The following is a 19,470-nucleotide window of genomic DNA, read 5'->3' as shown; positions in this document are numbered from 1 at the left end:
GATGGGCCGACTGCAGCATCAGGCGTCTGGATAGATCCAGGTGGCCGCCAGGAAACGGAGGGAACCGCAAGGTGCCACCGCGCCGTCAGTCGAAGAAAAGGCCCGCCATTTTATCACGAAAAATCAGTGCACATCTTTCCAGTATTCCTTCTTCAACTGGTAGAGCAGCACCGACAGCAGGAGCAACGCAAGGATCACATATTTGCCCAGGGGGATGCGCTGATACAAGGCCGGCTCGCCGGCATAGACCAGGAAGTTCACCAGATCGTTCATGGCCTGGTCGAACTCATCCGTGGTCATCCTGCCCTTTTCCACCAACTGGAGACGATCGATCACCTTGACTCCCCCGGATTCCTTGAATACTGGCTTCTGCAAACCCTGCAGTTCCCACAGTACGTTGGGCATGCCCACGTCGGGGAATACCGCGTTGTTCACGCCGGTCGGCTTGCTAGGATCAACATAAAAGCCCTTCAGGTAACTGAACAGCCAGTCTGCTCCGCGTGCCCTGGAAACCAGCGACAAATCCGGCGGGTCCACCCCGAACCACTTGGTGCCATCGCTCTTGGCCATGCCGCTGAGCATGCTGTCATGGATGGAAGCCCCACCGAGCATGACATCCCTGCGCAGGTCCGACTCCTTCAAGTTCAAGTCGGCGGCAAAACGGGAGTAGCGCAAATGCTTGATCGAATGGCAACCTGCACAGTAGTTTGAATACAGAGCCGCACCACGCCGAACGGAGGCCTTGTCGAAGACATCCGCATCCGCATCCTCCAGCGACATGCCGGAACTCCCGAGAGCCTGGCCTGATACGGCTAGGGCGAGCAGCAACACTCCGAGTACAGTTCTCATGATTGCGTCTTGCAGCATTTATTCTTGATCTTCTGGTTCAGTTCGCAGAGGTATCCGGCCAGGTTCTTGACCAGGCTGGTCTGCATCGCCCAGGCCAACAGCGCGCGCACCAGATCCCAGTGTCGGCCGGTCCGCTTTTCCAGCGGTATTACCGGCTCGTTGAGCCGCTCCGGTACGGGCCGGGTCTTTTCCAGGCGGGAATAAACGGGCAAGGCCAGGAAAAAGGCAAAGTAGCCCACGGAGAAGATCCGCGCCAGCAGTGTGCTCACCGGCGAGACCGGCTTGGTACCCAGGATGCCAAGCCCTATGAAACAGATGACGAACAGGACCAGTGCCCACTTGTACACATCCCCGCGGTAGCGGATGGATTTCACCTCACAACGGTCCAGCCACGGCAGGGCGAACAGCACGACGATGGAGCTGCCCATGGCAAGGACCCCGCCCAGTTTGTCGGGAATCGCACGCAGGATGGAATAGAAGGGCGTGAAGTACCAGACCGGTGCGATATGCTCCGGGGTCTTCATGGGATCGGCGGGCTCGAAGTTGGGGTGCTCCAGGAAGTACCCGCCCACCTCGGGCATGTAGAAGATGATCAGGGCGAAAATTGTCAGGAACACAGCGGCAGCAAACAGGTCCTTGACCGTGTAGTACGGATGGAAAGGAATTCCGTCCACCGGAATGCCGTTTTCGTCCTTGTACTTCTTGATTTCCACGCCGTCCGGGTTGTTGGACCCCACCGTGTGCAGGGCCGCGATATGGAATACCACCAAGGCCAGCAGCGCCAAGGGGATCGCAACCACATGGAAGGCGAAGAAGCGGTTGAGGGTCGCATCGGCCACCACATAGTCGCCGCGCACCCAGAGGGCGAGATCGTCACCGATCACCGGGATGGCGCCGAACAGGGAAATGATCACCTGCGCGCCCCAGTAGGACATCTGCCCCCAAGGCAGCAGATAACCGAAAAAGGCCTCGGCCATCAGCATGAGGAAGATCACCATGCCGAACAGCCACACCAGTTCACGCGGTTTCTTGAACGAACCGTAGAAGAGGGCGCGGAACATGTGCAAATAGATGACGATGAAGAACGCCGATGCCCCGGTGGAATGCATGTAGCGGATCAGCCAGCCCCAGCTGACGTCGCGCATGATGTACTCCACGGAGTCGAACGCCAGGTTGGCGTCCGGCTTGAAGTGCATGGTCAGGAAGATGCCGGTGACGATCTGGTTGACCAGCATCAGCAGTGCCAGCGACCCGAAGAAATAAAGGAAATTGAAGTTCTTCGGCGCGTAGTACTTGGCCAGGTGTTCATTCCAGAAGGAACTCAGCGGAAAGCGCTCGTCGACCCAAGCCAGCAGATTTTTGGACTTCTCGGCGATCATCAGCTGTTACCTCCGTTTTCTCCAATCAGGAGGCGCGTGTCGCTGAGGTAGTAGTGGGGCGGAACCTCCAGATTGGTCGGCGCCGGCACGCCCTTGTAGACACGACCAGCCAGGTCGAAGCGCGAGCCGTGACAGGGACAGAAAAACCCGCCTTTCCAGTCCGGCCCCAGATCGGCAGGCGCCACATCCGGCCGGTACGTGGGCGAACACCCGAGATGGGTGCAGATCCCAACCGCCACGAAGACCTCCGGCTTGATGGCGCGCCACTCGTTGGCAGCCAACGCGGGCTGTTCCGATTCCTTCGAATTCGGATCGCGCAGCTTGTCGTCCAGGGTTTTCAGCGTCGCGAGGGTTTCGGGAGTACGCTGCAGGATCCACACAGGCTTCCCGCGCCACATGACCCGGATCAATTGACCGGGCTCGATCTGCGCGATATCGACTTCCACCGGAGCACCCGCCGCCTGCGCTTTGGCGCTGGGTTGCATCGAAGCGATGAAGGGCGTTACGGCCGCGCCGGCGCCCACGGCACCGGCTACCGCCGCGGCCTTGGTCAGAAACCAGCGCCGGCCGGTATCCACGTTGTCACTCATGAGCTGCTCCATCGGAAGTCCTGAACTGCCTTCGTTCTTCTTATTCAAAGGAAACGTTTTGTTTCTTATTGTATGGGAAATCCAAGCACCGAGACAATCCACGGCCGCCAAGCAAAGAGCTGGTTGCCCAAATTCAGCACAAAGCCGGCCGGCTCGGATTGCCCGGGTGTCAAGGGGAAATGGGATGCCCTGCCGAAGGCGCGCCGGGCCGTTTGGCAGGATGTGTCGAAACGGCGTCAGTCCCGGATTCGATACTCTGCGGAACGGGCGTGCGCTGTGAGGCCCTCGCCGCGGGCCAGAATCGAAGAGGTTCGCGCCAGTTGATCCGCACCCTCACGCGAGCAGAATATCAGGCTGGAACGTTTCTGGAAGTCATACACACCGAGGGGCGAGGAAAAGCGTGCCGTGCCCGAAGTGGGCAGCACATGGTTCGGTCCTGCGCAATAATCACCCAGGGCTTCGGCGGTGTAGCTGCCCATGAAGACGGCACCCGCGTTGCGGATCTGGCTCAGGAGCGCCTTGGGTTCGGCCACGGACAGTTCCAGATGCTCCGGGGCGATGCGGTTGGCGACCTTTGCCGCGTCGGCCAGACTGGCGACCTGGATGAGGGCGCCACGCCTTCGCAACGAGGTGGCGATCACCTCGCGCCGCTCCATCCCCGGGAGCAGCCGGGCGATGCTGGCATGTACCGCCGTCAGGTGCTCGGGATTGTCGGTGACCAGGATCGCCTGGGCGTCCTCGTCGTGCTCGGCCTGGGAGAACAGGTCCATGGCGATCCAGTCGGGATCGGTCACGCCGTCGCTGATCACCAGTATTTCCGAGGGACCCGCGATCATGTCGATGCCGACCTGACCGAATACCAATTGCTTGGCGGTGGCGACATAGATATTGCCGGGACCCACGACCTTATCGACCTTCGGCACCGACTCCGTACCGTAGGCCAGAGCGGCGACCGCCTGCGCGCCACCGATGCGGAAGGCGCGATCGACGCCGGCCAGATAGGCAGCCGCCAGCACCAATTCGTTCAACTCACCGCCCGGTGTCGGAACCACCATAACGATTTCCGGCACCCCGGCGACTTTGGCCGGAATCACATTCATCAACACCGACGAAGGGTAAGCGGCCTTGCCCCCCGGCACGTAGACGCCGGCACGGTCCAATGGCGTCACTTGCTGGCCGAGCAGGGTGCCGTCCGCCTCGGTGTAGCTCCAGGAACTCATCTTCTGGTGCTCGGCGTAGGCGCGGATACGTTCCGCCGCCTTCTCCAGCGCGTCGGCCTGCTCGCGCGGAAGGCCCTCCCAGGCTGCGCGCAGTGCCTCCTTGGGAAGTTCAAGTTCAGCGGCGTTCTTTGCCTCGAAACGATCGAACTGCCGCGTGTAGTCCAGCAAGGCGGCGTCGCCTTCGCTGCGCACCCGTGCAATGATCTCTCTGACACGGGTATGGATGGCCGCATCCTCGCTCTCATCCCAAGCCAACAGATGGTCCAGCCGCTGCCAGAAGTCCGCCGCAGAATAATCCAGCCGTGTCAGGAGGTTTTCGCTGTCAGTCATTACGCCGCCACACTACGTTGATTGGAAACGATGCGAGTCAATTCTTCCACCAGCCCCCGCACATGCCGGTGCTTGGTTTTCATGGCCGCCTTGTTCACCACCAGGCGGCTGGAGATGTCCATGATCAGGTCCCTGGGTTCCAGGCCATTGGCCTTCAAGGTGTTACCGGTATCCACCAGGTCCACGATCAGATCGGCCAGGCCCACCAGCGGCGCCAGTTCCATCGAGCCGTAAAGCTTGATGATCTCGACTTGTTCGCCTCGCTTGGCGAAATAGCGCTGGGTGGTGTGCACATACTTGGTGGCCACGCGCAGGCGCTTGCCCTGTGGATGATACCCTACGCGCGCGGCGGTCATCATGCGGCAGCGCGCGATCCCCAGGTCCAAGGGCTCGTACAGTCCCTCAGCACCGTATTCCACCAGCACGTCCTTGCCGGCGATCCCCAGGTCGGCGGCGCCGTATTCCACATAGGTCGGCACATCGGTGGCGCGGATCACCAGCAGCCGCACATCCTCCCGCTGTGTCGGCAGGATCAGCTTGCGGCTCTTGTCAGGGTCCAGGGTGGGCTCGATGCCTGCGGCCCGCAGCAAGGGCACGGTATCGTCGTAGATGCGGCCCTTGGAAATGGCAATGGTCAGCATATGGCGGGCCCTAGCTGGGAATACGCTTGATCTCGGCGCCGAGCTGGGACAACTTTTCCTCGATGCACTCGTAGCCGCGGTCGATATGGTAGATGCGCTCCACGATGGTCTGCCCTTCCGCCACCAGCCCCGCCAGCACCAGGCTGGCGGAGGCGCGCAGGTCCGTGGCCATGACGGGCGCGCCTGTCAACCGGCTGACGCCGGTGACGATGGCGGTGTTGGATTCCAGCTTGATGTTGGCGCCCATGCGCTGCATCTCCTGGACGTGCATGAAGCGGTTCTCGAACACGGTCTCGGTAATGGTCGCCGTGCCTTCCGCGATGCAGTTCATGGCCGTGAACTGGGCCTGCATGTCCGTGGGAAACGCCGGATAGGGCGCCGTGCGCAGGGAAACCGACTTCGGCCTTTGTCCGCGCATATCCAGTTCGATCCAGTTCTCGCCGCAGTCAATGTGAGCGCCGGCCTCGCGCAGCTTGATCAGCACCGCGTCCAGAAGATCCGGACGGGTGTTTTTCAAGCGGATGCGCCCGCCGGTCATGGCGGCCGCCACGAGGTAGGTCCCGCTCTCGATGCGGTCAGGCAGGATGTTGTAGTGCAAGCCTTTGCCGCTGAGCGCCTGAACCCCCTCGATTTCGAGGATATCGGTGCCGGCACCGTAAACCTTGGCGCCCATTTCATTGAGAAAATCGGCCAGATCGACAACCTCCGGCTCGCGAGCCGCGTTCTCGATGATGGTGGTTCCCTCGGCCAACGCCGCAGCCATCATGAGGTTCTCGGTGCCGGTCACGGTAATCTGGTCCAGCACCAGTCGGCAGCCCTTCAGGCGCTTGGCGGTGGCATGGATGTAGCCATTACGGACGCTGATATCCGCCCCCATGGCGGCCAGACCCTGCAGGTGCAAGTTGACCGGGCGCGTGCCGATGGCGCAACCGCCCGGCAGCGACACTTCGGCACGCCCGAAGCGCGCGACCAGGGGGCCTAGCACCAGGATGGAGGCACGCATGGTCTTGACCATCTCGTAGGGCGCATAAAAGCTCTTGATGGTGCTGGCATCCACCTCGATATTGAGCTTTTCGTCCACCACCAGATGGACCCCCATGCGGCCCAGCAATTCCATGGTGGTCGTGATATCGTGCAGGTGCGGCACATTGCCGATGGTGACGGCCCCCTCCGACAGCAGGGCGCCAGCCAGAATTGGCAGGGCGGCGTTCTTGGCGCCGGAAACGCGCAGATCGCCTGAAAGCGGGGTTCCGCCTGAAATCAGTAATTTGTCCATGAGTGTCGTTCTCGAGGCGTGCTACATTGCACACGCAAAGTGCGGTTGATCAGTCACTGTGCAGCAGGCCGTCTACGCCCGCCACGTGGGCGATGGCCATGAGCTGCTCCGGCATGTTCACAAACTTAAGGCGCGCGCCAGTTTGACGCACCCGCGCCAGCCAGGCCAGCATGATGCCGACGCCGGCACTGTCGGCCCGGCTGATGCCGCCCAGATCGAAGATAACGCGGGGGTGAGCGTCGAAGGCCTCGTCCACCTGACGCAGCGCGACTTGCGCCGACCTGAAGGTCAATTCCCCCTTGAGCAGAAAGCGGCCGGGCTGCATTTCCTGCAGGGAGAACAGTTCGGGACGACTGTTCATGCGCACCACTGAAACACAGCACGCGCCCCCGGGTTACGGCTTGACAGCATTTTTTCGCGCCGGCGTACCCGCCTTGGCGTCGCTCTTCCCAGGACCGCCCGCCTTGGCCTCCGCCTTGGGATGCACGTTAGCCCGGCCACCGCCCTCAGCCGGCTTCGCTGGTGGCTTGGCATGCGGCGCGGGCGTACTAGAGGGAATGGCTGCTGTCGGTTGAACGTCGACCGGCTTGGCATCCTCCGCGTCAGCCCCCTCCCCCTTGGGCTTGCCGTCGCCTTCGGCCTTGTTGAACAGGAAGCGGCTGATCACCTCCTCCAGCACCAGGGCCGACTGGGTCAGCTCCAATTCGTCGCCGTCCTTCAGGTATTCGCTGTCGGCGCCCGGGGTCAACCCCACGTACTGCTCACCCAACAGGCCCTGGGTCAGAATGCTCGCGGTGGTGTCGGCGGGCAGGCTGTCATACTGGGCGTCGATGCGCATCTCGACCACCGCGTCGTAGCTTTCCTTGTCGAAGCGGATGGATTCCACCCTGCCCAGACGCACGCCGGCCATGGAGACCGGCGCCCGCGCCTTCAGACTACCGGCATTGGAAAAACGCGCGGTGATCCGGTAATTCTTGGCATCGGTTCTGATCTCGCCCAGGTTGCTGACCTGCATGGCCATGAAGAAAAGGGCCACGATGCCCAAAGCCACGAACACGCCCACCCAGGTTTCCAATACTTTCGCTTGCTGCATCGCTAGTCTCCAAACATCAGGGCGGTGAGCACGAAGTCCCAACCGAGCACGGCAAAGGCCGAATTGACCACGGACCGGGTCGTTGCACGGCTCACCCCCTCGGAGGTGGGCAGGGCGTTATAGCCCTCGAACACCGCAATCCAGGTCACCACCACCCCGAACACCAAACTCTTGATGATGCCGTTGATCACATCATCATAAAAATCGATCTTGGCGCGCATCTGCGACCAGAAGGCGCCATCGTCCACCCCCAACAGGCCGACGCCGACGAAGAACCCGCCGATGACGCCCACCATGATGAAGATCGCCGCGAGCAGCGGCATGGAAACCACGCCAGCGAACAAGCGCGGCGCGATGATGCGCTTGATCGGATCCACCGCCATCATTTCCATGCCGGACAGTTGCTCCGTCGCCTTCATCAGGCCGATCTCCGCCGTCAATGCGGACCCGGCGCGCCCTGAAAACAGCAGGGCCGTAACGACAGGCCCTAGTTCGCGAACCAGGGAGGCGGCCACCATCACGCCCAGGGTCTGTTCGGCCCCGAAATCGGAGAGCACGTAGTAGCCTTGGAGCGCCAGCACCATGCCGACAAACAGGCCGGAGATGCCTACGATGAGGATGCTGAGCACGCCGACCGAGTAGACCTGCGCCACCAGCAGCATGGGCCGCCTCAGCACATCGGGCAAACCGGACAGAATGTGCAGCAAAAACAGGTTCGCGCGCCCCAGCTTGCGCAGGGCCACCAAAGTGGCACGCCCGAGATGTTGCAGTGGAGTCAGAAACATAGATGCGGAATCAGCAACCGATGGGGGCAGGTTTCAAGGACGCAGCAAATCCGCCGCGTAATCGGGTGCAGGATAATGAAACGACACAGGGCCGTCCGCCAAACCATGCATGAACTGATCGACCCAGGGTGAACCGGACGCCTCGATTTCGGCGGGGGTCCCCTGTCCGACCACTTTGCCATCGGAAATCAGGTAGATGTAATCGGCGATGGAGGCCGTTTCCTTTACGTCATGGGACACGACAATGCTGGTCAGCCCCAGTTCCAGGTTCAAGGTGCGAATGAGCTTGACCAGCACGCCCATGGAGATAGGGTCCTGTCCCGTAAAGGGTTCATCGTACATGATCATCATGGGATCCAGCGCGATGGCGCGGGCCAGCGCCACCCGCCGCGCCATGCCGCCGGAGAGCTGGCTCGGCATCAGGTCCCGCGCGCCGCGCAGGCCCACGGCGTGCAGCTTCATCAGCACCACGGTGCGGATGATCGATTCAGGCAGCCGGGTATGCTCGCGCAAGGGGAATGCGACATTCTCGAACACATTAAGATCGGTCAGCAGGGCGCCGCTCTGGAACAGCATGCCCATGCGTTTGCGCAATTCGTAAAGCTCGCCGAGCTTGAGACCATGTACCCATTCGCCATCCACATGGACGGTGCCGCGCGCGGGCCGCAACTGGCCGCCGATCAGCTTCAGCAAGGTGGTCTTGCCGGTGCCACTGGGTCCCATGATCGCCGTGACCTTGCCGCGCGGAATGTCCATGTTGATTCCGTCGAAAATCTTCCTGCCGCCGCGAAAGAACACCAGGTCGCGAATGGACACCAGGATGTCTTCTTCGGCAAAAAGATCCGTCATGAGGCGAATTGGTTTTCGGTATAAAAAAGATGGCATTCTCCATGACTTCCATGATGGGAGTCAACTCGATTGCCATGCGGGGATGTGCGGGCTGAGCGCACGCCAGTCCGCAACCTATCCAGAGGACAATGACGAGCGCCCCGAAGGCCGCTCGGGACGCTGTTCTACAGCGCGTTGAGGGAATCGTAAGTGCGGGCCATCTCCTCGTCGCTGACCTCGTGCACCCGGGCGGATGCGAAGATATCGGCCCCCGCCAGCCATCCGGCGCAGGCCTGCCCATCCTGCAATTCCAGAACCACGGCGTGATTCAGTTCGTACAGGCCAAAAGCCAGCCCCGCGTCGCGCAAGGCTGCCTGCATGGCATTCTGAACCAGGCTGCGCACGGTCATGTGCGGCAGGGAGTAGGGCACTTCGGCAATTCGACCGCCTGCAGCCTCGACACAGGTGCGGACGTCATAGGAAGCATGTCCGCGGCAGGCCAACGGCCTTACTTGGTAAATCAGGCAGTTGCCCTTGTGTATATAGGGGCAGCGCAGCCGCAGCTTTACGCGATCGCCTTCGTCAAGTCCCCGCGTCTTTACATCGGCGGAGTAGATCCGCTCCACCAAGTCGATTTCCATCTCCCGCAGTGCACCCGCGCTCCAGCGGATATAACGGCCGATCATCAGTACTTCGGGCGCCGTGGCGGTCACGCGCAGCGTGCAACAGGTGGCGCAGCCCTTGTGGCACGCCAGGGGCGGCAGTCCATCCCCCTGGATCTCCACATTGCGCTCGAAACTATCGTAGGCCTGGCCCAACAGGGCGTCCACCAGGCTCTCTCGCGCGGCTCCCCGCTTTAGCGTATCGGCAAATGCGTGCTTCTGTGCCTTGAAAAAGGCCAGCGCACCGTAATCTTCGCGTAAATGAGTCCCCATCGAAGCCCCCAAATAACCCACTATATGCATGGTAATTAGTCCGGGCCACGCTGCAATTTTTTCCTTCGGCACGGATCAACGTTCCACGCCTTACGGGAGTGGCAGCTTTGCTCCTGCATCAGGATTTTCTTCACTGAGACATGATGCGCGCCGACGCACCAGCCGCGTCGAGAGCCTTCGGTCTAAGGCTTAGTTCTTGCCGAAGCGGTCGTGCTCGGCCGAAAACGGCGAGCGCGCGATACGGTTGCGTCCTTCTGCCTTGGCCCGGTAAAGCGCCCGGTCTGCCTCCTTCAGTAGCGTCTGGACCTGGGCGCCATCCTCGGGAGAACAAGCCACTCCGACCGAGCAGGTCACCGCGGGCAGTGCAACCCCTCTATCCTGATGCATGAATTCAACAGCCGCACGAATCTTTTCCGCCACTTCCAACGCACCCACTGTCGCCGTTTCAGGCAGCAGCACAAGAAACTCTTCCCCGCCATAACGATAAAAGGAATCGCTGGCGCGGATGCTGCCCTGCACCACGCGTCCGAATTGGCCCAGCACGGAATCGCCCACCGCATGCCCATATTCGTCGTTCAGGCGCTTGAAGTTGTCCAGATCCAGCATCAACACGGAAAATTCATAGCCATAGCGATGGGAACGCTGCCACTCGGTCGCAAGATTGTCGTCCATAGAGCGGCGATTCAGCGCCCCGGTCAGCGCATCGTGCTCTGACAGGAAGCGTAGCAGGCTGTTGCTCTGTTCCAGTTCGTCGGTCAATGCCGAAACCAGCGCGAAAAGGCGACTGGTGATGCGGGAATGGCGGAAGCTGTACTTGTCCTCTTCGGCCCGGGCCCATTCGCTGGTCATACGCCCGACCGGCCTGGCCTCGCTCTCGCGCATGGCGACCACAACCTGGCTCGAATTCAAAATCTGCAATTGCTGCCCCAGCCTACAGAACTCTCCGTAAGTGAAGAACCCGGACACCGGCGCAATCGTCCGAAAAGGGCGTGTCTCGAACTCCACATCCTGCTGCAGGGTAAAGCGGCGGCAGACGCAGGAATACAGAAACAGCGCTTCTGCGCCCGCCAGTTCCAGTTCCGCCACAAGCCCGCGTACCCGTGCGAGCACCGCATCGATATCCAGGTACGCCAAGCGCGCAATTTCTCCCGCGCGCACATCGGCCACCAGCTCCACCGATCCATCTTTATGCATGGCAACAGGATTGCGTGCAATGGGGACTCCGCCACGATCGATGAGCAGGGGAAATTCGAGCAGGAAGATATCCTGGTCATCCGGCTCGATACGCAAGTATCTTCGATACATTTCAACCGCGGGTCGGCCGTCGATGCTGCACACCTCAAACCCCCTGACATCGGTCAGGGTCATGCTCGGCCCCAGGGCCTTCCACCCCGAGATCACATGGTGTTCCAGCCACAGGTCAGAGCCGGCAAGCGCGACCGCGACCACCCCCGACTCATAGACATCCGTACCCAGAAACACGCGCGGTATCCTGTCATGGCCGGAGTCGGCGGCTCCGCCCCCAAATACCGTTATATCCGGCAGGACTGATTGCAGGCCGGCCAGGATTCGCGCGCAATCAAGCCGTGTTGGCGGCGCCAGCAACAAGATCCCGCGCAGGTGCGGAATCGCTTTGAAAGCAATGCCTGCCGATTGTCCCGCCTCAAACTCCTGCCCTGCGCTGCATGGCGCGCCAAAACTGGAAAGCTGGCTCGACGCAAAACTTGCGACGGAGACCAGGATGGTCCCCTGCGACACGCTACCCTGACAGATTTCGCCCGCCGAGGACGCCCCGACCACGACAGCGTGGGGGATGATCTCCGCGACCACTTTTGCGAGGCACTGGACGTCGGCGACGTCACTGCTGCCCACATAGAACTGGACCAGGCTATTCGACGCTGCCTGCACGGCATCTAATACCGGCGCTTGCGAAAGAAAGCACCGCAGATCGGATGAATTCAATACGACCGCACTGAAGACGTTCATCAGCGGAAATGGTTGGCTCGAGGGCTCGATGCGCATGCAGGCGCACTAGTGTAAGTATGTCAGCTAATCGGCCCCTTGCTTGCCATTACCGCGGCTCTCATCCTCGACGCAAAAAAGCCCGCAGTGCCAATACCCGGCAGAACAGCTTGCTGAAACTTCTGGACTATATTTCAAGATCAATAGCTTCGCGTGTTAGAAGTCCAAAGCGCGCGCTCGTCCGGCAATTTCCAGTTTAGAGAACCCTTGCGGTTGCTTTCCGAAAAAATGTTCGATCCGTGCGGCGCCTTCGTCAGGCCGCGCACAGATCGCTGGCACAAGAAGCCAAGTCGGGCTGACGCTGGCCAAAACCGAGGAATTCAAGCATTCGACAAGCCATACAAGTCCCGCGCCCTTGGCTCACCTGAAAGCAGAGCGCTGTTATCAAAACTTCAGAGAGTGATTGGATGCGCCCAGACAAACCCGATAGGCCGACCCCCGCAGTATCTGACCAGCCGGATAGCGCATACGTCGGCATCGCCAATGCCATGAAAGGCATATTTGTGATTTTCGATGCGAGCCGGAACATTCACTACATGAATCCGACAGGACGCAGAATGCTGGGTTTTCCCGCCGACGAGGACATTTTCGGAGCACGGCTCGACAATTTGAAGTTAGCAGACGCCAGCGCCTCCTTTGAAGATTTGCTGGCATCTCTGGCAAGCAGTGGCGGAAACTGGCAAGGGACCGTCGTTCTGACACACCGGGACGGTTATCGCGTACAGGCTTCAGCAACCGTCGTTTCCCTTCGGCCAGTTAGTAACGGGCCGGCTTTATTCGCTTTCATGCGTGCCGAGGATACCCACGACACTAACAAACTCGCCCATGGTGACCTGTTCAAGAAGGCCCTGGACTGCAGCAAGACGCCGATCATCATCATTGATTCCCGCCAGGAAGGGCACCCCATTATCTACGCAAACCCGGCCTTCGAAGCGGTGACCGGCTCCTCGCCCGATGAATCGGTGGGGCAAAATGTCACGGTCATTCTGGAAAGCAAGCAAAATCAGCCGGAACTCGTGAAAATCCGGGACACCTTCAGTCATCAGTGCGATGGACACGCGGTCATTAGCACTCGTGTGAAGGACGGCCGCTTAGTTTGGAACGAAATAGCGCTTTCGCCCATTCAGGACGACCGCGGCCATGTTACCCACTACATCGGCATACTCAACGATATAACGGAGCGCAAGGAAGCAGAAGAGCGCTTGTTGTATCTCGCGACCCACGACGAACTGTGCGGAATACCCAACCGAGCCCTCTTGATTGACAAAGTCGGTCAGGCCATGGCGCAGAGTGCCGCCGCCGGGACTCAATGCGCAGTCCTCTATTTCGGGATCGATCGGCTCAAGGTTATCAACGAGAGCCTGGGCTACGCCGTCGGAGACGCAATATTGAAGGAAACCGCCGACCGACTCAGTGCGTCCCTGCGTGCCGGTGATACTCTGGCCCGGATCGGCAGCGACGAGTTCGCTATGCTGCTGAAAGGTGTGCAGGATACCCCATCGATTTCCCAGTCGGTTGCTCACTTCAAAGCATGTCTCGCCGTTCCATTTCCCATGGCACCGGCACCACAAAGTGTCACCGCCAGCCTTGGCATTGCGGTATATCCATCGGACGGCGATGACCCGGAACTCCTGGTGCAAAACGCGGCTATCTCCATGCATCAGGCAAAGCTGGAGGGCCGGAACAACTGCAGATTCTTCGCCCAGAACATGAATGAGGCTGCCAGCCGGCACCGACTGCTGGAGCACGATCTCCGACTGGCGTTCGAGCGCCAGGAATTGTGTTTGTATTATCAGCCGCAGTTGGAACTGGCTTCGGGCCGAATTACAGGAGTAGAAAGTCTTCTGCGCTGGCAGCACCCCCAATTGGGCTGGATATCTCCTGCCGAGTTCATTCCTGCCGCCGAAGAGAGCGGATTGATCATTGCGTTGGGTGAATGGGTCCTGCGCGAGGCCTGCCGGCAAGCCGTCGCATGGCATCAGCGGGGACACCCCTCCATCACTGTGGCCGTTAACTTGTCGGCTCATCAATTTCGACAGCCCGACCTGGTTGGCGCAATAAAGACTATCCTTAGTGAAACCGGCTTGGACCCTCGCTACCTCGAACTCGAGTTAACGGAGAGTTCCCTGATGAGCAATCCCGACGATGTATCCAGGGCGCTCTTTAAGCTTCGCGAATTGGGTCTGCAAGTATCGGTCGATGATTTTGGCACGGGATATTCCAGCTTGAGCTATTTGCGGCGCTTCCCGGTTACCAAGGTCAAGATTGATCGGTCTTTCATTACGAATGTGACGACCCAGCCGGAAGATGCTGCGGTCACGCGCGCCGTGATATCCATGGGGCACGGATTGAAACTCAGGGTTATAGCGGAGGGTGTCGAGACGGACATGCAGAAAACCTTTCTACTCCGCCACGGCTGCGATGGGATCCAAGGTTACCTCATAAGCCCCCCCGTTCCGCCCGAGACATGTACGGAGATATTGAAAAAATTTGCCGATCCAGGAAATTCGAATATGAGCAGTCCCGAACAACAACCCGCACTGCTGCTCGTGGATGACGAACCCAGCCTGCTTCGCGCGCTGTGGCGAACCTTGCGGCTGGATGGATACCGAGTCCTCATGGCGAACAGTGCCCGCGAGGGACTTGACATCCTCGCCAGAGAGGAAGTCGGGGTGATCATCTCCGACCAGCGCATGCCCGAAATGACCGGGGTGGAGTTTCTACGTCGCGTCAAGGAACTCTATCCGAGAACCATCCGTATCGTCCTTTCCGGCTACACCGAACTGGATTCCGTCACTTCGGCCATCAATGAAGGCGCCATCTACAAGTTCCTCACCAAGCCTTGGGAGGATGAACAGTTGAGGGAAAACGTCAATGAGGCATTCCGCCGCTTCAAGATGGAGCAGGAAAATCAGCGCCTCACCGATGAGTTGCGCCTGGCCAATGACGCTCTGTCACGCATCAATCGATCGCTTGAGCAGCAAGTAGCGGAGAAGGTGCAGGAAATTGCGCACAACATCGGTATGCTGCAGGTTTCGCAGGAAATACTGGAGTCTCTGCCTATCGGCATCGTCGGAATAGACGAGCACGGCATGATTGCTTTCTCCAACCGACAGGCCGATAGTCTTTTCCAGGGCGGCTTACTTGGAGACACGGCAGACGGTCGCTTTCCCCCATCCATTCTGCCGCTAGTGCAGAACACTCCCGAATCAGGCGGCGCATTGGTGGATGCGGGAAAGGTGCGCCTGGAGAACGAGCACGAGTACCAAGTTTTTATGCATACCATGGGTGAAAGCAGTCGTTCCAAAGGGACTATTGTCATGTTTCTACCCGTCTCCGGCAGCGAGGGGTGATCGAAATGAATTCTTCGTCCAGAGCTGTAGCCAACGGCGTTCCAGCGACCGAAATCCTTGCCGGCGTAGGCGACTTGCCCTCGTTGCCCGCCGTTTTGATGGATGCCCTCGCACATCTGGATGATCAAAGTGCCGCCGCCACCCAACTCGTCGAGAAGATCGGTCAAGACCCGCCACTTTCGGCGCGGTTATTGCGGGTAGCCAATTCGCCCTTCTTCGGAATGCCCCGACAGATCGCCTCACTAAGAGAAGCGCTGATTCTGGTGGGCATCGATCGCATCCGTGAGTTGGTTGTTAGCGCCTGCTTCCCTCGGGTTATTCCATTCGAAAACGGCTCATTCCAGCCGGCAGAATTCTGGTGCCGCAGCCTGGTGGTCGCAACGTGTGCGCGAACGATCGCCGGCCATGCGGGTATCAGCAAAGAAGCGGCATTCACCGCAGGCTTGTTGCACGACATCGGCCATCTGGTTCTGGGCTGCCGCTTTCAGGAGTGGTATGCCCGCATTTTAACTTTTCAGAGCAAGAATAATGTCAGTCTTATCGAGGCGGAGCGGCACGTAATCGGCATGGACCACATGACGCTGGGTGAACAGGTGGCCGAGCGCTGGAATTTTCCCATTGCGATAAAAAACGCTATCCGCAGCCACCATGAACGACCGACCCGCGAGACCGCAATGTCCCTTAATGCCGTGGTCTATCTGGCCAATGTGATAGGCGACGAACTGGAGCGCGACCAATTGCCTGAGGCCTTACATTCGGAAGATTATCGCTACGCGTTGGAAATGATGGATTTGGCGGGCGCCGAGGCCGACGCACTGAACGAATTGGCCAGAAGCAGTTGTGCTCAATTGCAATCGCTGCTGTGGCCCTAAAAGTGACTCAGCGGTTGCGGTCCGACAAATTGCTCACTGTACGGGCACGGTTCAGCGGCATTTCGGGTAACTAGGCTAAGCGAGTACGGCCATGGAAACGGAAACGAAAGAATCAGATAGCCGGTCCGAGCATTTGGACACCCTGTTGCTGGTGGATGATGAAGCCAGTGTCCTGAAATCGCTCACGCGGCTCTTCCGTCCCCACGGTTATCGCATTCTGAGCGCGCCCTCCGGGCAGGATGGCCTAACCCTGCTTGAGCGCGAAAGTGTCGATCTGGTCATCTCCGACATGCGCATGCCCAACATGAGCGGTGCAGAGTTTCTTGGCAAGGTGCGCCAGAACTACCCGGAGATTGTGCGCATCTTGCTGACCGGCTACGCGGACATGGAATCGACCATAGAAGCCATCAATCAGGGACAGATCTATCAATACATCACCAAACCCTGGGAGGAGCATGACATCCTGCTGGTCGTAAGGCACGCCCTCGACCAAAAGAAACTGGAGCGGGAGAAACGCAGACTCGAGCAACTGACGCGTCAGCAGAACGAAGAACTCAAGGCCTTGAATGCGAGCCTGGACCGGAAAGTCATCGCCAGAACTGAGGAGTTGCGGCAGACCGTCACCTTCCTCGAACTCGCCCAGGACCAATTGCAAAAGGGCTTCATGGCGACCGTGAAAACCTTTGCCTCCTTGCTTGAACTGCGCGAGAAGGAACTGGCCGGCCATGCACGGCGCGTGGCAGAGGATGCCCGGAACATCGCCGAAGCATTAGATTGCTCCAAACCCGTGATCAGAGACATCATCTTTGCCAGTCTGCTGCATGATATCGGCAACATAGGACTACCATCCCCCCTACTCAACCGCCCCTTCCCAACCATGACCGCGGATGAAAAGCAGGAGTTCATGAAGCACCCCCAGCGCGGTGCCGCGGTGTTGATGGGCCTCGAGCAGTTTCAAGCTGCAATGCCGTTGATTTCCGCCCATCATGAACACTATGACGGTGGCGGATTCCCCAAAGGCATAAAAGGCGATGAGATTCCCTTGGGCGCCAGAATCATCTGCGTGGCCAACGAGTATGATGGCCTGCTCTCGGGCAAACTCCTGAACCGAAAATATGATCCACAGGCTGCCTTGACCTACATGCAGGAGCACAAAGGCAAGCGATACGACCCGGCTGTCGTCGATGCCTTCGTTGCAGTCAAGAAAGGCGCCGCTCTTAGCGGCCTTGATGAAAAGCCCGAAACCACCAGCGCTAAAACCATGACGGCGATACGGCCTGCCCGGCTGGAACCCGGTATGGTCCTCGCGCGGCACCTCGTGACACCAGGCGGCTTCCTGCTCATGCCGAAAGGACAAAAGCTCACGGAATTCCAGATCGAGCACCTCATCAGTCTGGAAAAAACCGAGGATATAAAATTGAATGTCTATGTCCGCTTGGACGCCGCGGATGCAGAGCAGGGGGCTTGAGCAGACAAATGGAGCTAACAGCCGGCCAAGAGGAGCTGGCATTAACCAATGAGTGCCGGCAAGCGGCACTAATCCTGTGTCGTAGGAAGCCTGATGACGAATCGTGTGCCCTTACCGACCTCAGAGTCAACCTCGATCTTGCCACCATGTTTGTTGATGATGCCGTAGGACAGCGATAAACCCAACCCCGTGCCAGTTCCTATCGGCTTTGTGGTGAAAAATGGCTCGAAAATGCGCTTGAGGTTGGCCGGCGCAATGCCACAGCCGGTATCAGCGATCTCAATCCATACCCAGGCGGACTCAGTCCCCGTACGGATAGTAATCACCCCATCGTCCTTGATTGCATGTCCTGCGTTGACCAGCAGGTTCATAAACACCTGATTCAACTGGGAAGGCAGGCACTTGATCTGCGGAAGATTTCCGAACTCCTTACGGATGGTTGCTTTGTACTTGAGTTCATTGGCAACGATCTTCAGGGTGCTTTCCAAACCTTGGTGCAAGTCGGCCACCTGCCACTCCATCTCGCCGACGCGCGAGAAGTCCTTGAGGGCCTGGACAATATCCTTGACGCGCACTAAACCGTCCCGCGACTCCTCCACTAGGCTCCCGATATCGTCTTTCAAAAATTCCAGATCCGCGTCCCTCCGAATCACTTCAAATTGTTTGACCAGTTCCGGAACGGCCGCCGTCGCTACCTCGTACTGCTCGATCACCCTGAACAGCGTTTCAACATAGTGCTGCAGCGAACTCATGTTGGAATAGACGAAGCCAATCGGATTATTGATTTCATGAGCAACGCCGGCAGCCAGTTGTCCAATTCCTGCCATTTTCTCCGACTGCAGCAGTTGCTCCTGGGCCGTTTGTAACTCTGAAATCAGGCGCTGTTGCTCCTCCTCCATTTGCTTGCGGGTCGTTATGTCCGTCATGGACCCCATCACCTCCAATGGTGCCCCTTGCTCATCCCGGATCAGGCGCAAGGCATCATGCATCCACAGGTAACTGCCATCGGCAATCCGGAATCGATATTCGTATGCCCGTTCCCCCTCGGAAAACAACGAGGCCAAACTGCAAAAAATATTGGGGGCGTCATCCGGATGAATGTGATCGAACCAGAAGTTGGGATCCGCCACCATTTCTTCCGGTCGATACCCCAACACGTTGAGCGCGTTCTTGCTGACAAAGGTCATGGCGAAATCGCCGCTGGGTACCGCGCAGTAGATGATGGCTGGAGTGTTATCGACCAGATACTGAAGCCGCAGCGAGGGAAGCGCTTCTTCCGCTACCGTTGGCTTGGGGGAGGAATAAACTTCAAATTCTTCGTTATGAGCCCGGTCCACGACCTCTGTCACCGATCCGCTTTGTTCAGCCACAGCAAAACACTCCCGACCACTCGGTCATTCACATACGGGGGGTTACGACAGAGTGCCATTGCAGCACCCTCACATCGGTCAGGTCGGCGCATGCCCCGATGGAAGCTAAACGCTGATCTCTGATGGAAAAAGTATAGTTGACCCCCCAGCGAACTGGCCTCGGTTACTTTGCTGGCAGGCATGTGCACCGTATCCGTCCGGTAATCCCATCTGTAAGGCGCCCGATGGATTGCGCAAGATAGTGTCCACTTCAGTTTTTAGTGGACACTTTCATGGACTCATCTCCCAAGCGTACCCGACGCTTCCATAGCGTTGATTTCAAGCGGCAGGTGGTGGACGCCTGCCGACAGCCCGGTGCCTCAATTGCCGCGGTCGCGCTGGCACACGGCATCAACGCCAACCTGGCGCGGCGTTGGCTGCGCGAATCGGGCAGCGTAAGTGCCTCCAGATATCCGGCGG

The 19,470-nt window shown here is 59.1% G+C and carries 17 protein-coding genes; 4 read left to right on the top strand and 13 right to left on the bottom strand.

The window, feature by feature from the left end:
* Positions 1–123: 123 nt before the first annotated feature.
* From EK23_RS12840 to EK23_RS12785, 12 genes are all read right to left on the bottom strand, one after another.
* Positions 124–849, bottom strand: a complete 726-nt coding sequence (locus EK23_RS12840) for a cytochrome c1 (RefSeq protein ID WP_045225917.1) — start codon at positions 847–849, stop codon at positions 124–126.
* Positions 846–2,228 carry a cytochrome b gene (locus tag EK23_RS12835; RefSeq protein WP_082054170.1) on the bottom strand — a complete coding sequence of 461 codons (1,383 nt, stop codon included), beginning with the start codon at positions 2,226–2,228 and terminating at the stop codon, positions 846–848. Before EK23_RS12835 ends, EK23_RS12840 begins: the two co-directional genes overlap by 4 nt.
* Entirely contained in the window at positions 2,228–2,818 is a 591-nt protein-coding gene (gene petA / locus EK23_RS12830; protein ID WP_045225915.1) for a ubiquinol-cytochrome c reductase iron-sulfur subunit, read from the bottom strand. The genes EK23_RS12835 and petA overlap by 1 nt, the downstream gene beginning before the upstream one ends.
* A gap of 236 nt (positions 2,819–3,054) precedes the next feature.
* The gene (gene hisD, locus EK23_RS12825; RefSeq protein ID WP_045225781.1) at positions 3,055–4,368 is read right to left on the bottom strand and encodes a histidinol dehydrogenase; all 1,314 of its coding nucleotides are present in this window, start codon (positions 4,366–4,368) and stop codon (positions 3,055–3,057) included.
* The gene (hisG, locus tag EK23_RS12820) at positions 4,368–5,009 is read right to left on the bottom strand and encodes an ATP phosphoribosyltransferase (RefSeq protein ID WP_045225780.1); all 642 of its coding nucleotides are present in this window, start codon (positions 5,007–5,009) and stop codon (positions 4,368–4,370) included. The genes hisD and hisG overlap by 1 nt, the downstream gene beginning before the upstream one ends.
* Positions 5,010–5,019: 10 nt before the next feature.
* A complete protein-coding gene (gene murA / locus EK23_RS12815; RefSeq protein ID WP_045225779.1) occupies positions 5,020–6,285 on the bottom strand; it encodes a UDP-N-acetylglucosamine 1-carboxyvinyltransferase in 1,266 nt (421 codons plus the stop codon).
* Positions 6,286–6,334: 49 nt separating this feature from the next.
* Positions 6,335–6,646, bottom strand: coding sequence for an STAS domain-containing protein (locus EK23_RS12810; protein WP_097990965.1), 312 nt, complete (start codon positions 6,644–6,646; stop codon positions 6,335–6,337).
* 33 nt (positions 6,647–6,679) lie between these two features.
* Positions 6,680–7,378, bottom strand: a complete 699-nt coding sequence (gene mlaD, locus EK23_RS12805; protein ID WP_082054169.1) for an outer membrane lipid asymmetry maintenance protein MlaD — start codon at positions 7,376–7,378, stop codon at positions 6,680–6,682.
* Positions 7,379–7,380: 2 nt separating this feature from the next.
* On the bottom strand, positions 7,381–8,163 hold the full coding sequence (mlaE, locus tag EK23_RS12800; RefSeq protein ID WP_045225778.1) for a lipid asymmetry maintenance ABC transporter permease subunit MlaE: 783 nt from the start codon (positions 8,161–8,163) through the stop codon (positions 7,381–7,383).
* A 33-nt stretch (positions 8,164–8,196) separates the two neighbouring features.
* Positions 8,197–9,012, bottom strand: coding sequence for an ATP-binding cassette domain-containing protein (locus EK23_RS12795; RefSeq protein WP_045225777.1), 816 nt, complete (start codon positions 9,010–9,012; stop codon positions 8,197–8,199).
* A gap of 164 nt (positions 9,013–9,176) precedes the next feature.
* Positions 9,177–9,926, bottom strand: a complete 750-nt coding sequence (locus EK23_RS12790) for a YkgJ family cysteine cluster protein (protein ID WP_045225912.1) — start codon at positions 9,924–9,926, stop codon at positions 9,177–9,179.
* Positions 9,927–10,115: 189 nt separating this feature from the next.
* The gene (locus EK23_RS12785; RefSeq protein WP_045225776.1) at positions 10,116–11,912 is read right to left on the bottom strand and encodes a sensor domain-containing diguanylate cyclase; all 1,797 of its coding nucleotides are present in this window, start codon (positions 11,910–11,912) and stop codon (positions 10,116–10,118) included.
* A 443-nt stretch (positions 11,913–12,355) separates the two neighbouring features.
* On the opposite strand from EK23_RS12785, the gene EK23_RS12780 reads away from it, so the two are divergent.
* The 3 genes from EK23_RS12780 (at position 12,356) to nosR (ending at position 17,641) form a co-directional block, all read left to right on the top strand.
* Positions 12,356–15,301 carry an EAL domain-containing protein gene (locus tag EK23_RS12780; RefSeq protein ID WP_082054167.1) on the top strand — a complete coding sequence of 982 codons (2,946 nt, stop codon included), beginning with the start codon at positions 12,356–12,358 and terminating at the stop codon, positions 15,299–15,301.
* A gap of 5 nt (positions 15,302–15,306) precedes the next feature.
* Complete coding sequence (locus EK23_RS12775; RefSeq protein ID WP_145998655.1) at positions 15,307–16,173, top strand: HDOD domain-containing protein; 867 nt, start codon at positions 15,307–15,309, stop codon at positions 16,171–16,173.
* A gap of 91 nt (positions 16,174–16,264) precedes the next feature.
* On the top strand, positions 16,265–17,641 hold the full coding sequence (gene nosR, locus EK23_RS12770; protein WP_045225775.1) for a response regulator c-di-GMP phosphodiesterase, NosR family: 1,377 nt from the start codon (positions 16,265–16,267) through the stop codon (positions 17,639–17,641).
* Between the two features lie 68 nt (positions 17,642–17,709).
* Here nosR and EK23_RS12765 read toward each other — a convergent pair whose 3' ends face one another.
* Positions 17,710–19,011 carry an ATP-binding protein gene (locus EK23_RS12765; protein WP_200892156.1) on the bottom strand — a complete coding sequence of 434 codons (1,302 nt, stop codon included), beginning with the start codon at positions 19,009–19,011 and terminating at the stop codon, positions 17,710–17,712.
* A gap of 272 nt (positions 19,012–19,283) precedes the next feature.
* Between EK23_RS12765 and EK23_RS12760 the strand changes: the two genes are divergently transcribed.
* Positions 19,284–19,470 (top strand): transposase (locus EK23_RS12760; RefSeq protein ID WP_045225908.1); only part of this gene is annotated, 187 nt, incomplete at its 3' end.

Origin of the sequence: Methyloterricola oryzae (assembly GCF_000934725.1) — a bacterium.
Lineage (GTDB): Bacteria > Pseudomonadota > Gammaproteobacteria > Methylococcales > Methylococcaceae > Methyloterricola > Methyloterricola oryzae.
This window is presented reverse-complemented; position numbering and strand designations above follow the sequence as displayed.

What these genes read in the sequence shown, in the direction of transcription:
- petA (WP_045225915.1), bottom strand. Translation starts at nt 2,818, where the DNA reads ATGAGTGACAACGTGGATACCGGCCGGCGCTGGTTTCTGACCAAGGCC.
- EK23_RS12795 (WP_045225777.1), bottom strand. Translation starts at nt 9,012, where the DNA reads ATGACGGATCTTTTTGCCGAAGAAGACATCCTGGTGTCCATTCGCGAC.
- EK23_RS12835 (WP_082054170.1), bottom strand. Translation starts at nt 2,228, where the DNA reads ATGATCGCCGAGAAGTCCAAAAATCTGCTGGCTTGGGTCGACGAGCGC.
- EK23_RS12840 (WP_045225917.1), bottom strand. Translation starts at nt 849, where the DNA reads ATGAGAACTGTACTCGGAGTGTTGCTGCTCGCCCTAGCCGTATCAGGC.
- EK23_RS12810 (WP_097990965.1), bottom strand. Translation starts at nt 6,646, where the DNA reads ATGAACAGTCGTCCCGAACTGTTCTCCCTGCAGGAAATGCAGCCCGGC.
- hisD (WP_045225781.1), bottom strand. Translation starts at nt 4,368, where the DNA reads ATGACTGACAGCGAAAACCTCCTGACACGGCTGGATTATTCTGCGGCG.
- EK23_RS12780 (WP_082054167.1), top strand. Translation starts at nt 12,356, where the DNA reads ATGCGCCCAGACAAACCCGATAGGCCGACCCCCGCAGTATCTGACCAG.
- EK23_RS12785 (WP_045225776.1), bottom strand. Translation starts at nt 11,912, where the DNA reads ATGAACGTCTTCAGTGCGGTCGTATTGAATTCATCCGATCTGCGGTGC.
- mlaE (WP_045225778.1), bottom strand. Translation starts at nt 8,163, where the DNA reads ATGTTTCTGACTCCACTGCAACATCTCGGGCGTGCCACTTTGGTGGCC.
- EK23_RS12775 (WP_145998655.1), top strand. Translation starts at nt 15,307, where the DNA reads ATGAATTCTTCGTCCAGAGCTGTAGCCAACGGCGTTCCAGCGACCGAA.
- mlaD (WP_082054169.1), bottom strand. Translation starts at nt 7,378, where the DNA reads ATGCAGCAAGCGAAAGTATTGGAAACCTGGGTGGGCGTGTTCGTGGCT.
- nosR (WP_045225775.1), top strand. Translation starts at nt 16,265, where the DNA reads ATGGAAACGGAAACGAAAGAATCAGATAGCCGGTCCGAGCATTTGGAC.
- murA (WP_045225779.1), bottom strand. Translation starts at nt 6,285, where the DNA reads ATGGACAAATTACTGATTTCAGGCGGAACCCCGCTTTCAGGCGATCTG.
- EK23_RS12790 (WP_045225912.1), bottom strand. Translation starts at nt 9,926, where the DNA reads ATGGGGACTCATTTACGCGAAGATTACGGTGCGCTGGCCTTTTTCAAG.
- hisG (WP_045225780.1), bottom strand. Translation starts at nt 5,009, where the DNA reads ATGCTGACCATTGCCATTTCCAAGGGCCGCATCTACGACGATACCGTG.